Consider the following 12,484-nt stretch of genomic DNA (forward strand, 5'->3'; position numbering starts at 1 on the left):
GCTGCGCCAGCTCCGTGCTCCCGGGGCGCAGGTGAAGCTACCACCTGACGGCCGCTGATGGTCTCGATGGTTCCGGCCTCGATCCGCGTGGGCAGGCCGTGCTCGGTCAGGAGGCCGAACAGGTCGCCGAGGCTGCGGATCTGCTCAGTCTCGGCCACGCGCACCTCGACGAGCTGCTCCCGGGGCTGATGCCCGCGGTGGGCGGAAGTGAGATCAGCTCTTTGGACAGCGGGGAGCTGGCATCCGAGATGACGTCGAGGAGCTGGCCGCTGCGCACGATCCTGCCGTCCTCCAGCAGGGAGACCCCGTCGCAGATCTCACGGACCACCGACATCTCATGGGTGATGATGACGACGGTGATTCCCAGCCGATCCCGCAGCTCACGGATGAGCTGAAGGATCTGGCGGGTGGTCGAGGAGTCCAGCGCGGAGGTGGGCTCGTCGCATATGAGGACGCGAGGTTCGGCTGCCAGGGCGCGCGCGATCCCGACCCGCTGCTTCTGCCCCCGGAGAGCTGCGCGGGATAGTTGCTTAAGCACGATCGGAGAGCCCGACCAGCTCGAGCAGCTCCGCCGTGCGGCGCCTGCGCTGGGCGCGCGGCATCCCGGCCACCTCCAAGGGGTGGGCGATGTTCTGCTCAGCAGTGCGGGAGTCCAGCAGATTGACGTGCTGGAAGACCATGCCGATGCTTCGGCGTGCCTGACGCAGGCGGCGCCCGCGCGCGCCGCCGATGTCTGTGGAGTCGATGCTGATGGAGCCGCGGGTGATGCGTTCGAGGCCCGTGAGGCACCGGATCAGTGTCGACTTTCCCGCGCCGGAGCGGCCGACGATCCCGTGGATCTCTCCTGCCCCGATGCGCAGGGACACCTCGTCCAGTGCTGTGACCCTGCCGGGGTAGACCTTGCTGACGTCAGCCAGGGTGATCAATGTGAGGCGTCTCCTCTGATGCTCTTGCCCATCCCAGTCGTCGTTCTTCGGAGAACAGGCCGCTTCAGTCCCGGAACCACCCGTGAACATGGGGTTGGTGTGCGGCCTATGCCGGGTTTGAGGAGAGTTCGTCTCCTTCTGCCGCACTCGCGAAGCTCCGACAGCTTACCGGGCGCAGTGAGGATGACGAAACGTCACATTCACATTTCGTCACCTGTACCGTGGAGAGACCAGGCGAAACGGCAGACCGAAGGAGGCAGCAGCCATGCTCGCGCTCATGTGGTGGTTCACGGTGGCCGCCTCCCTGGGCACTCTCACGGTCTACGGGCTGCTGAAGGCCTTCGGCTCTCTGGTGGAGCGTTCCCAGGGTTCGTCGAACCAGGTTCGGGCGGCGGCCATATGGCTTCCCGCCCTGCTCGTGGTCGCTGTGGTGATGATCCTTGTCGGGATCATCGCACTGTCCGTGCTCAGCTGACCGAGGCGGGGCCTGTGCGGGCTTCAGCAGCGCGTCATAGACCTGGTGGAGCCACTCGAGGAGGTCCGCGTCCACCACCTCGCCGCCGCCTATGGCAGCGGTGGACGGCTTCGGGATCAGCAGGTGCTTCATCGATGCCTTGTGCTGAGCTCCGCGGTGCATACGCTCCATCCGCAGCTGGCGCGATTCCGGAAGCTCCTCAACCGGGGAGAACCGGATGAACTTGCCCTGCACGCCCACGTCGGTGATTCCTGCGTCCCGCGCCCTGTTGCGGAACCGAGCAACCTCCACCAGGTTCTGGGCAGGCTCGGGCAGCGGTCCGTAGCGGTCCTGCCACTCCTGGACCACGGCGTCGACCTTCTCGTCGGAATCGGCGGCTGCGAGCCGCCGGTAGCCCTCCAGCCGCAGCGGCTCCGAGGGCACGAAGCCGTTTGGGAGGTGGGCGTTGATGGGAAGCTCGATCTTGACCTCAGCGGGGTGGGCGTCCTCCTCGCCGCGGTAGTCGGCCACGGCTTCGCCCACCATTCGCAGGTAGAGGTCGAATCCGACGCCCTCGATGTGTCCGGACTGCTGGCCGCCCAAGAGGTTTCCCGCACCGCGCAGCTGCAGGTCCTTCTTGGCCAGCTGGAATCCGGCGCCGAGCTCATTGTGCGCGGCAACAGCCTTCAGCCGCTCCAGGGCGTCCTCGCCCAGCGGCTTCTCCGCGGGATAGAGGAAGTAGGCGTAGGCCCGCTCCCGGGAACGGCCGACCCGTCCGCGCAGCTGGTGCAGCTGGGAGAGTCCGAACGAGGAGGCCTTGTCCACGATCAGCGTGTTGGCATTGGAGATGTCCAGCCCGGTTTCGATGATCGTGGTGGAGACCAGCACGTCGAAGCGGCGCTCCCAGAAGTCGTTGACGATCTGCTCCAGGCGCGCTTCGCCCATCTGGCCGTGGGCCACCTCGACTCGCGCCTCAGGGACGAGCTCACGGACTCTCGCGGCCACCCGATCAATATCGGAGACCCGGTTGTGCACATAGAAGACCTGACCCTCGCGCATCAGCTCTCGACGCACGGCCGCGGAGACCTGCTTGTCCGAGTATGCGCCCACGTAGGTCAGGACAGGGTGCCGCTCCTCGGGCGGGGTGTTCAGCTCGGAGGTCTCCCGGATGCCTACCAGTGACATCTCGAGGGTACGAGGAATGGGTGTGGCGGTCATCGCTAGCACATCGACGCTGGTGCGCAGCTTCTTCAGCTGCTCTTTGTGCTCCACCCCGAAGCGCTGCTCCTCGTCGATGACGATCATGCCGAGATCCTTGAACTGAACCTCGCCGCCGAGCAGCCGGTGGGTTCCGATGACGATGTCGATGCTGCCGTCCTTCAGCCCGGCCATGACGTCACGGGATTCCTTGGTGCTCTGGAACCGCGAGAGAGCGCGCACTGTGACCGGGAATCCGGCGTAGCGCTCCTTGAACGTCTCGTAGTGCTGCGAGACCAGCAGCGTCGTGGGGACGAGCACGGCGACCTGCTTGCCGTCCTGGACGGCTTTGAAGGCTGCCCGGATGGCCAGTTCGGTCTTGCCGAACCCCACGTCGCCGGATATCAGACGGTCCATCGGGACGTCCGACTCCATGTCGCGCTTGACCTCTTCCATCGCAGAGAGCTGGTCGGGCGTCTCCACGTAGGGGAAGGCGTCTTCGAGCTCGCTCTGCCAGGGGTGTCGGGGCTGTACGCGTGTCCGCGCGATGCCATGCGAGCCGCATAGAGCCTGATCAGCTCCGCTGCGATCTCCTTGACCGCCTTCTTCGCCCTGCGCTTGGTGGAGGCCCAGTCCGAGCCTCCCATCTTGACAGGCTCGGCTGGTCGCCGCCCACGTACTGCGAGACCTGGTCGAGCTGGTCGGTGGGCACCATCAGGCGGTCCTGGGGCGAGCCGCGCTTGGACGAGGCGTACTCGAGCACCATATACTCGCGCATCCCGGCGGTCCTGGCCCTGACGGCCTGCGGGGAGCCCACCGGCCGCTGAACCAGCTCCACGAACTGTCCGATGCCGTGCTGCTCGTGGACGACATAGTCGCCCTTGGCCAGAGCCAGGGGGTCAACGGCATTCTTGCGCTTGCGCGTCCGGGCCCTGCCGTCGCGGCGGCCCTCCTGCCGGATGGAGCGGCCCAGCATCTCGGACTCTGTGAGAAGTGCGAGCTGAAGACTGTCGAGGGCGAAGCCCTCAGCCACGTTCGCGGTGGTGACGGTGACCCGCCCTGCCGCCGGCGCCTCCCCGAGAGATTCGACGCGCTCGTGGGGCACATGGTGCTCCTCCAGGAGCTCAGCCACGCGGGCCGCGGAGCCGGAACCGGCTGTGGTGACCACGACGGCCCAGGAGTCCCGCGCCCGCCCGGCGAGAAACTCCATGACCTGCTCGACCGAGCCCCGGTAGCCGATGGGCTCCTGGAAGCGATGGACAGCATGTCCGCGTCCTGCTCGAGCTCCGCGTCCAGGCCCAATGAGGTGATGCTCCACCAGCCCCGCCCATGGTCGAGGGCCTGCGCCCGGGTCTCGCTGAGGCTGGCGAAGGCGCTACCGCCAATGCGCTCTCCTCCTCGTCGGTCACAGCCAGCGGGGACGCAGCCCCATCGGCCGAAGCCTGCCAGGCGGCAGCCAGGAACTCCTCGTTGGTGGCAGCGAGGTCATGGGCTCGGGTGCGCACCTTCTCAGGCTCGATGACGAGTGTCAGTGAGCCCTCCGGCAGCTCGGCCACCAGCGGAACCATCCTGTGGGCCAGAACGGGAGTCAGAGACTCCATCCCCTCCACGGCGATGCCTTCGGAGATTCTCTGGAGCATGTCGACAGCGTGAGGCATCTGGGGCAGCAGCGACTTGGCGCGGACCGCGACCTCATCGGTGATCAGCAGCTCGCGGCAGGGAACGGCCTCCACCCGCTGCGGCGGATCCCCTCCAGGGAGCGCTGGTCGGCGATGGAGAACGATCGCATCTGCTCCACCTCATCGCCGAAGAACTCCACGCGCACCGGGTGCGCCTCATTGGGCGGAAAGATGTCGAGTATTCCCCGCGCACCGCGAACTCGCCCCGCCGGGTGACCATGTCCACCCGCGAATACGCAGCGGCGGCGAGGCGGGCCACCGCGTCCTCGAAGGAGCACGTCATCCCGGTCTCAAGCGTTACGGGTGCCAAGTCTCCCAACCCCGCAACGATGGGCTGGATCATCGCTCGTACGGGCGCGATGACCACATCGAGCTTCCCGCCCTCCTCAGGGTGCGCCAATCTGCGAAGCACACCGAGTCGGCGTCCCACGGTGTCCGAGCGGGGCGAGAGACGCTCGTGGGGAGGGTCTCCCAGGAAGGAAAGTGTGCGACCTCCGCCTCGGGGCGAACGCGGCCAGAGAGGCGACCAGCTCCTCCGCCTCTCGGTCGGTGGCCGTCACGGCCAGTACGACACCGTCGCTGTGGGCCTGTCGCAGGCTCGCCGCAGCCTCAGCGATCAGAGCCGGGCGCAGGCCCGAGCTCGCTGCGATCTGCAGCTCCTCGGGCCGTTCGCCTGCGGGATGCCGAGCAGCAGATGCCACCCGTGAGTAGGACGAGTCCGAGGACAGAGCCGTGCGCAGACCGGTGAGAGCCATAGGGGTGAGAGAGCCTCGCTTGAGTGGATGTATTCAGCCGCAGGCCAGGATACCGCTTGGCGCGCAGTGTCAGCTCGGTCCGCCTGTCGGCGGAACCGCCGCAGGGTCGCAGCGGCATCCTGTCGGCGCGCAGCGCCGCCTTTGGCTCCGAAGCCGGTGAGCCAGCGGCTCAGCCGCGTGCGGTTGACCAGAAGGCCCAACGGCCAGCAGACCGCCAGTGCCACCAAGACTCGGGCCGGGGAAACTCCACGATGCCGCTCATCAGAAACAGGATGTAAGGGTGCAGAAAGACGACGAGCGTCCCTGTGGCGACGAGTCCCGAAATGACGGGGCGAGCTCCGGGAAGGAGGCTTAGGCCGCGGTCGGCCCATGTGGAGAAGATCAGCACCAGGCCCAAGCAGATCATCACCGCCAGCAGGGGGAGATGAGAAAGTCGCCGAACCCCGACCACTTCATGTTCATGGTCCTGAGCCCGGAGTTCACACCGACCATTCCGCCTGCGATCAGCACCAGGCCCAAGGCCCCGGCGCCGGGAGAGGCGGCCCAGGGCTGAATGAGCGGAACCGTCAGGAGGCGGCGGACCCAGTAGCCCGCGAGGATGTAGGCCGCGCACGCCGGGGCCAGGCCGATGCCCAGGGGCGTGTAGGACATCAGTGAATCCGGGGCCTCAGCCAGAGCCAGCCCGCCCGCAGCGGCCAGCAGATGAGTCCACCAGGGCAGGCGCAGCAGGACGCGCACCAGGAGCACCGCGAAGAAGAGCACCGAGATGAACCAGAACGCCAAGTAGGGCGAATGCGTCAGTCCGCCTCCGTAGGCGGCGCCTGCGATCAGCGAGCCCGCGCTCTCGGCGTCGAACGGCTTCGGGCTCAGCTCATGAACGAGCACCAGGGCCGAGAGGATCACGAACCAGGTGGCGTAGGGAACCCCGAGCGTGCGCCACCGCACCGCCGCCTCCTGGCGGAACGTCCGATAGGAGGAGAGGAAATACCCGGTGAGGAAGAAGAAGAGCGGCATCCGCCATATCTGGAGATACTCCTCACCCGGCATGAACGCCCACGCGTGCCCCAGCACGACGGCCATGACAGAGATGACCCGCAGCATGTCGATTCCAATGCTGCGGGTCATCGTCTGGCTATGAGTCTTTGGTGCGCGGGGCCGAAGTGCCGCTCAGTGCTGAGAAGAGGGCTTGCGCTCGCCGATGGGAGCAGAGGATTCGGCAGCCCGTGAGGCCATGGCGTCCAGCGGCTCGCCATGCTCACCGTGGAGATCCTGGTGCTCGAGGGAGTCCGACCGGCCGACGATCTCCTTCCCTACGAAGAATGCGCCGGCTGTACAGTCCCAGGAACAGAAGGCCGGGGATCCACACGTAGTCGAGGTCCCAGAAGTTCAGCGCGACGGCGGAGCCGAGCAGCATGATGAACACGAAGAGGAACGCGGCGAAATTGCCGAGAAACCGTCCTTGGCCTGAATAGGCCTGAACCTGGCCGTTGCTGATCATGTGCTCTCCTTCAGTAGGCGTTCTCGGCAGAGTCGTGCGTCTGGGCACCTACGATATCAAGGGAAGCACTGGCGCCGAGCCTGGTGGCGCCCGCGTCGAGCGCCCGCACCGCATCAGAGTAGGTGCGTATTCCTCCGGAGGCCTTGATGCCGAGGCGTCCCCCACCTCTTCGTGCATCAGGGCGAGGTCCTCGACGGTGGCGCCGCCGCTTACGAATCCCGTGGAGGTCTTCACGAAGTCTGCGCTTACTGCCTCAGCTGCTCGGCAGACCAGCCGCTTGGCCTCCTCGGAGAGCAGCGCCGTTTCGAGGATGACCTTGAGAATCGCTCCGCCGTCGTGGGCCGCGCGTGCGACCGCGTCGATCTGGGCCTGCACTTCGGTATGAAGCCCGGCGTTGGCGTCGGCGATGTCCACGACCATATCGATCTCGGAGGCCCCGTTGAAGACTGCCTCGTCCGTCTCCGCGACCTTCGCGGCTGTGGTGGTGGCCCCGAGCGGGAAGCCCACCACGGTGCAGGTTCTGACGCCGCTTCCCCTCAGCTCCTCCGTCACGAGGCGGACCCAGCGCGGGTTGATGCATACGGCGGCGAAGCCGTGCTCGGCTGCCTCCCGAGCGGTGCGCCGGATCGCCTCCTCCGCGGCGTCGGCCTTGAGCAGAGTGTGGTCGATCAGCGCGCCCACGGCGGCAGGAGAGAGTGCTGCATCTGTCATGGTTCAGGCTCCCAGCAGTTCGGTCATGGCATGTCGCAGCGCCTCGAGGCGTTCGGCGGCTGCGGTGCGGGCGGTCGACACGGCCTCGGGCGCATCGGAGGACGCCTCAGCGACAGTCTCCAGGTAGCACTTCACCTTGGGCCCGTGCCGGAGGGTCTGACGATGACGCGATCGTCGGCCTGGGTGTAGTAGATCAGCACATCTGAGGCCTTGTGCTCGCTGAACTCCACTCCCGGGAGCGGCTCCCTGGACAGGTCGAGAGTGTGCGTCACCGGTGATCCGGCGAGTTCGGAGGGCGCTTCGCGTCGCAGGCCTGCGGTGATGCTGCCGAGCTGGCTCAGATCCTCGACCCTGATGGTGACCTGGCCTGTCAGATACAGCCCCGCCTCGGCGGCGATCTCATCCAGCGCATCCACGGCCGTGGTGCCTCGTGCCTTCAGGTCCGCCACGAGTTCGGAGAAGATGAGGGCCGCTGACACTCCGTCCTTGTCTCGGACATGGACCGGATCCACGTCGAAGCCGATCGCCTCTTCGTAGCCGAAGATGAGATTCGGGACTCGGCCGAGCCATTTGAAGCCGGTCAGGGTCTCTTCGTGGGTGCAGCCGCGTCTGGCGGCCAGAGCTCCGAGCTGGCGGGAGGAGACGAGGAGTTGCCGATGGCGGGGGTGCTGTCCGCAGCATGGCTCTGCCACCCTTTGCGCAGGGGGCCCCGGTCCAGGATGTGCTTACCGAGCAGAGCGCCCATCTCATCGCCTGAGAGCTGGCGCCAGGCCTCTGCGTATCCGTCGTAGACGGCCGCTGAGAGACGGTCTGCGTCGGGGTCGTTGGCCAGCACGAGGTCCGCATCGTGACGGGCGGCGGCCTCCAGTGCCAGATCGAGGGCGCCTGCCTCCTCCGGATTCGGGAAGGTCGCTGTGGGAAAGTCCGGGTCGGGGGCGAACTGCTCCTCGACGGCGAAGGTCTGCTCGAACCTCCGGCCTTCAGCAGGTCCATCACCATCTGTCCGCCCACTCCATGCATGGCGGTGTACACGATCTTCAGGTCCCGATGCGGATAGCCCTCAGGGTCCAGCAGCTCCAGGGCTTCGCGCTGGTAGGACTCCCGGACGTCCTCGCCCAGGATGCTGATCCCATGCGGACGCGGAACCTCCTCGGCAGAGATGACCGCAGGGGCAGCAGAGTCTTGGGCGAAGTCGCCAGCGACCACGTCGGCGATGGTGGCAGCGATGTCGACGTCCGCGGAGAGACGATCTGCGCTCCGACGCCAAGTCCGTCGGGCTCCAGGAAGCGGGAGAGCTCACCGCCCAGGTAGACCTTGTAGCCGTTGTCCCTGGGAGGGTTGTGGCTGGCTGTGACCATGACGCCGATCTCCGCGTCACGGACGAGGACCTGCCGGGCCAGCAGAGGCGTGGGCCCAGGGGTGTCGAACAGGTGCACCTCCCAGCCGGCTGTCGCGGAAGATCGCAGCCGTGTCATAGGCGAATTCGTCCGACTGGTGCCGAGCGTCGTACCCGATCACGATGCGGTGGGCGGTCGGCCCCTCCAGATCATGCGGGTTGTCTGCGGCGGGTCGGGCCTCAGCGAGCTGGGCCTCGGCATACTTGAGCAGCCCGGCGGCGGTCTGGCGCACCACCAGCCTGTTCAGCCGAAGCGGCCCAGCGCCCAGCTCAGCGCGCAGACCGGCCGTTCCGAAGGCGAGCCGACCGTCGAACAGCCTCCCCAGTGACGCCTGCGCCTCCGCATCGCCTCCGCGGGCGGAGTCCAGAATGTCCTGAAGCTCGGCGCGTGTGCGCGGGTCCGGGTCGAGCTCGATCCAGCGGGTCACAGTTCTCAGCAGCTCATCAGACATTCAGCGGTGCTCCGTTCGACGTGATGGGTGAGGAGGATGGGGCAGAGGTCAGGAGGAGCGGACTGCTCGGTCGATGATGTCGGCCAGCAGACCTCCGATGCGAGGGGCCGCGGCCTTCCCTGCGTCGATGACTTCCTGATGGCTGAGCGGCTCGTCCGATATGCCTGCCGCCAGGTTGGTCACCAGGAGATGCCGAAGACCTCCATGCGCGCTGCGCGAGCAGCAATGGCCTCCAGGGCCGTGGACATGCCGACGAGGTCAGCTCCTATCGTGCGCAGATAGCTGATCTCAGCCGGAGTCTCGTAGTGGGGACCGGGCAGCTGCGCATATACGCCGTCTGGCAGCGCGGGATCCGCCTCCTGGCGATGTCCCTGAGCCTGGGGAGTACAGATCCGTCATGTCGACGAAGTGCGCGCCTCGCAGCGGCGAGGCGGATGTGAGGTTGATGTGGTCCCTGATGAGCACCGGCGTGCCGGGAGCCCAGTCCGGATTCAGCCCTCCGCACCCGTTGGTGAGCACCATGGTTCGGGCTCCGGCTGCGGCGGCCGTTCGCACGCCGTGGGCTACGGCGTCGACGTCACGCCCTTCGTAGAAGTGCGTGCGTGCACCGATCACCAGAACATGCTGGCCGCCTGCTGTGCGGATGACCCGCAGAGTGCCGCTGTGGCCGGGAACGTCCGAGGAGGCGAACCCGGCCACCTGATCGGCCCGGAGCTCCACGACCAGCTCGCCGAGCTCTCCGGCCGCGCCGCCCCAGCCTGAGCCCAGAGTGCAGGCCAGATCCACCCTGTCGATGCCTGCGGCGTCGAGGACGGCCGCGGCGGCCTCCTCCGCCCGCATCATGACGGGCGCGGTGGGGTCATTGGTCGGAATCAGCCCCGGGGCGGACTGACCTGTCCGTGGCCCACGGGCGCGATGTCTCTCTCCATAGGTGAATCCTCGTTCTCAGTGGTCAGCCGGGTCGGTGATTTTATAGTGCAGACGGCGGGCAGCCTCTGACAGGGATCCCGTGAGTGAAGGATAGACCGTGAAGGTCGAGGCGATGTCATCGACGTGGAGCTTGTGCGTCACTGCCAAGGCCAAGGAGTAGATCAGCTCCGACGCGCGCGGTGCGACGATCACGGCGCCGATCACGGTGCCGGATCCCTTGCGGGAGAAGATCTTGACGAACCCTCCTTGATGTTCATCATCTTGGCGCGCGGGTTGGTCGCGAGGTCCAGCTTCACGACGTCGGCCTGGTACGTTCCGGAGTCCACCTGCTCCTGCGTCACCCCGACGGTGGCGATCTCCGGCGAGGTGAAGACATTCGACGCCACAAGGTGCATCTTCAGCGGCTTCACCGCCCCGCCCTGCATATGGGCCACTGCGATGCGGCCCTGCATCGCAGCCACGGATGCCAGCGGCAGCATGCCGGTGCAGTCGCTTACGGCGTACACATTGGTTGCGGTGGTGCGAGAGACGGTGTCCACGCGGATGTGTCCGGACTGTGTCAGTTCGATGCCCGCCTCCTCGAGGCCAATGCCCACGGTGTTGGGCACCCCGCCGACCGCCATCAGGCAGTGCGAGCCTTCGAGAGTCTCCTCCTGTCAGTGTGACCCTGACGCCGTGCTCGGTGCGCTCCACGGACTCCGCCCGGGTCCTCGATGCAACCTTCACGCCGACTCTGGCGAAGGAGTTCTCCAGCACAGCGGCCGCGTCGGAATCCTCCCCAGGAAGCACCTGATCGCGCGAGGAGACAAGGGTGACGGCGGCGCCCAGGCGTCGGTAGGCGGATGCGAACTCGGCGCCCGTGACGCCGGATCCCACCACGATCATGTGCTCGGGCGGCTCCTCGAGGCTGTAGGCCTGGGTCCAGTTCAGAATGCGTTCGCCGTCGGGCTTCGCCGAGGGGAGCTCGCGCGGCGTCGCACCGGTGGCGACGATGACCGCGTCAGCCTCCACCTCGGCGGTGCCGCCTGAGGAGCAGCTGACCTCCAGGGTGTGCACCCCGTTCTGCGCCGGTCCCTTGAGCCGCCCGCGGCCTGGGATGATGTTGACGCCGAACGCCTGAGGGAGGCGTGGATGTCCTCGGACTGAGTCTCGGCCAGCTTCAGCAGGCGCCTGTTGACCTGCGAGAAGTCCGCCCAGGCCTCCGTCTCGTACTGGTCCCTGCCCCTTCGCCGAAGCGCACGCCGAAGGACGTGGAGGCGTTGACCCGCCGCATTGCGTCAGCGGTGGCGATGAGCGTCTTGACGGCACGACGTCGGTCAGGACCGCGGAGCCTCCCAGCCCCTTCTCCTCGATGATGGTGACTTGGGCCCCAGCGTCTGCAGCGACCATGGCCGCCTCGTAGCCGCCCGGACCTCCTCCGAGGATCGCAACACGGGCAGGGGCAAAGCGCTTACCTAGAGTCTCTGAAGTCACCCGCCCCATTCTGCCTACTTATGTGCCGTGTGTCATAAGCTCTCGGCGCTGTGTCCGGCGCTAGTCTGAATTGCATGGGACTGATCCAAGGATTCGCCGAGCTGTCGATCCATTCCTCGGCACTGATCGTCCTGACTGCGGTCCTCTTCGTCGCGGCGCTGCTGATGCGAGCAGCCCGGCTGTCCTCCAGGCCTGAACCTCGGCGGCAAGGTCTGGGTGAGCGCCGCGCTCGTGCTGCGCGTAGGGTAGTGCAGCAACGGAGACTACGGCTGCACGAGGCCGCCCATGCACAGAGGAACGATATGAGCACCACGGACAACACCAGAGCGCCACGTGCTTGCTGCCGAAGGCCCACAGCACCCGTCCCGCTGCGACCGAGCATGGCGTCGCCTCTGCGAACGGCTTCACGATCCACTGGGGCCGAACCCTGCTGGCCCTCGGCCTGCTGCTCGGCGTGCTGGGGGCACTGATCACCGCTGCACTTGCTTACTTCGGAGTCCTCGCATGGGCTGTGCTTACCATATTCGCCACCGTCGCACTGATCTCCCTGGTCACCCTGCGGGCTGCGGCTGTGGTTCGCCGCCGAGCGAAGCGGCGTGCCCGGGTGCAGCGCGCCTTCGACGCCGCCATGGGCCCGCACGGTGAGGACTCCTCGGATCATTCGCGCGCCGTCGTGTCGGCCGCCGAGCCCGATGCCTCTTCTGCCCAGGCCCAAGCACCGTTCGATGTGCGTGAGGGCGAGCCGCAGCCGCAGCAGCAGCCCGCCCAGCACGCGCCGCTGGCCGAGCGGTTTACGGCTGCTTACTCTTCGTGGCAGCCGCGCGAAGTGCCCAAGCCCAAGTACGTCGTGGCAGAAAAGGTTGAGCGGGCGGAGCCCGAGCCGCTTGCCAAGCCTCAGGATCCTGTTCCCAGCGCAGACACTGCTGAAGCCTGCGGCGGGCGGCGGCGCGGTCCCTGAGGCTGCTGAGCCGACGCGAGAGAAGCGTCCTTCGTCGATGGACCTGGACAAGGTG

At 66.9% G+C, this 12,484-nt stretch carries 10 protein-coding genes and 6 pseudogenes; 1 reads left to right on the plus strand and 15 read right to left on the minus strand.

The features are described from left to right. Positions 1-41: 41 nt before the first annotated feature. The 15 genes and pseudogenes from K0H76_RS09105 to K0H76_RS09175 all read right to left on the minus strand — a co-directional run. Positions 42-926 (minus strand): annotated as a pseudogene (locus K0H76_RS09105) (ATP-binding cassette domain-containing protein); the annotation flags it as partial. 502 nt (positions 927-1,428) lie between these two features. Next, a pseudogene (gene mfd / locus K0H76_RS09110) lies at positions 1,429-5,011 on the minus strand (transcription-repair coupling factor); the annotation flags it as partial. 169 nt (positions 5,012-5,180) lie between these two features. Next, positions 5,181-5,417 (minus strand): hypothetical protein, encoded by a 237-nt coding sequence (locus K0H76_RS09115; protein WP_258935209.1) that lies wholly within the window; start codon positions 5,415-5,417, stop codon positions 5,181-5,183. Beyond that, a complete protein-coding gene (locus K0H76_RS09120; protein ID WP_258935210.1) occupies positions 5,417-6,136 on the minus strand; it encodes an acyltransferase family protein in 720 nt (239 codons plus the stop codon). Before K0H76_RS09120 ends, K0H76_RS09115 begins: the two co-directional genes overlap by 1 nt. A gap of 130 nt (positions 6,137-6,266) precedes the next feature. Continuing rightward, positions 6,267-6,509, minus strand: coding sequence for a hypothetical protein (locus K0H76_RS09125; RefSeq protein WP_258935211.1), 243 nt, complete (start codon positions 6,507-6,509; stop codon positions 6,267-6,269). Between the two features lie 10 nt (positions 6,510-6,519). Further along, a pseudogene (deoC, locus tag K0H76_RS09130) lies at positions 6,520-7,220 on the minus strand (deoxyribose-phosphate aldolase). A 3-nt stretch (positions 7,221-7,223) separates the two neighbouring features. Further along, entirely contained in the window at positions 7,224-7,355 is a 132-nt protein-coding gene (locus K0H76_RS09135; protein WP_258935212.1) for a hypothetical protein, read from the minus strand. Continuing rightward, the gene (locus K0H76_RS09140) at positions 7,352-7,912 is read right to left on the minus strand and encodes a hypothetical protein (RefSeq protein ID WP_258935213.1); all 561 of its coding nucleotides are present in this window, start codon (positions 7,910-7,912) and stop codon (positions 7,352-7,354) included. Before K0H76_RS09140 ends, K0H76_RS09135 begins: the two co-directional genes overlap by 4 nt. Then, positions 7,801-8,112, minus strand: a pseudogene (locus K0H76_RS09145) (phospho-sugar mutase); the annotation flags it as partial. The gene K0H76_RS09140 and the pseudogene K0H76_RS09145, both read right to left, overlap by 112 nt. A 145-nt stretch (positions 8,113-8,257) precedes the next feature. Further along, a complete protein-coding gene (locus K0H76_RS09150) occupies positions 8,258-8,656 on the minus strand; it encodes a hypothetical protein (RefSeq protein ID WP_258935214.1) in 399 nt (132 codons plus the stop codon). Then, positions 8,595-9,068, minus strand: a complete 474-nt coding sequence (locus K0H76_RS09155) for a hypothetical protein (protein ID WP_258935215.1) — start codon at positions 9,066-9,068, stop codon at positions 8,595-8,597. The genes K0H76_RS09150 and K0H76_RS09155 overlap by 62 nt, the downstream gene beginning before the upstream one ends. A gap of 48 nt (positions 9,069-9,116) precedes the next feature. Continuing rightward, positions 9,117-9,908: pseudogene (locus tag K0H76_RS09160) on the minus strand (purine-nucleoside phosphorylase). A 105-nt stretch (positions 9,909-10,013) separates the two neighbouring features. Further along, positions 10,014-10,202, minus strand: coding sequence for a hypothetical protein (locus tag K0H76_RS09165; protein ID WP_258935369.1), 189 nt, complete (start codon positions 10,200-10,202; stop codon positions 10,014-10,016). Next, entirely contained in the window at positions 10,199-10,621 is a 423-nt protein-coding gene (locus K0H76_RS09170) for an FAD-dependent oxidoreductase (protein WP_258935216.1), read from the minus strand. Before K0H76_RS09170 ends, K0H76_RS09165 begins: the two co-directional genes overlap by 4 nt. A gap of 79 nt (positions 10,622-10,700) precedes the next feature. Then, positions 10,701-11,387: pseudogene (locus K0H76_RS09175) on the minus strand (FAD-dependent oxidoreductase); the annotation flags it as partial. Between the two features lie 421 nt (positions 11,388-11,808). On the opposite strand from K0H76_RS09175, the gene K0H76_RS09180 reads away from it, so the two are divergent. Next, on the plus strand, positions 11,809-12,429 hold the full coding sequence (locus K0H76_RS09180; protein WP_258935217.1) for a hypothetical protein: 621 nt from the start codon (positions 11,809-11,811) through the stop codon (positions 12,427-12,429). Positions 12,430-12,484: the final 55 nt, after the last annotated feature.

The organism is Nesterenkonia pannonica (assembly GCF_019575955.1).
GTDB classification, from domain to species: domain Bacteria; phylum Actinomycetota; class Actinomycetes; order Actinomycetales; family Micrococcaceae; genus Nesterenkonia; species Nesterenkonia pannonica.

Excerpts from the sequence above, each read along its gene's own strand:
- K0H76_RS09170 (WP_258935216.1), bottom strand. The coding sequence starts at position 10,621 with ATGGCGGTCGGCGGGGTGCCCAACACCGTGGGCATTGGCCTCGAGGAG.
- K0H76_RS09115 (WP_258935209.1), bottom strand. The coding sequence starts at position 5,417 with ATGATCTGCTTGGGCCTGGTGCTGATCTTCTCCACATGGGCCGACCGC.
- K0H76_RS09125 (WP_258935211.1), bottom strand. The coding sequence starts at position 6,509 with ATGATCAGCAACGGCCAGGTTCAGGCCTATTCAGGCCAAGGACGGTTT.
- K0H76_RS09120 (WP_258935210.1), bottom strand. The coding sequence starts at position 6,136 with ATGACCCGCAGCATTGGAATCGACATGCTGCGGGTCATCTCTGTCATG.
- K0H76_RS09155 (WP_258935215.1), bottom strand. The coding sequence starts at position 9,068 with ATGTCTGATGAGCTGCTGAGAACTGTGACCCGCTGGATCGAGCTCGAC.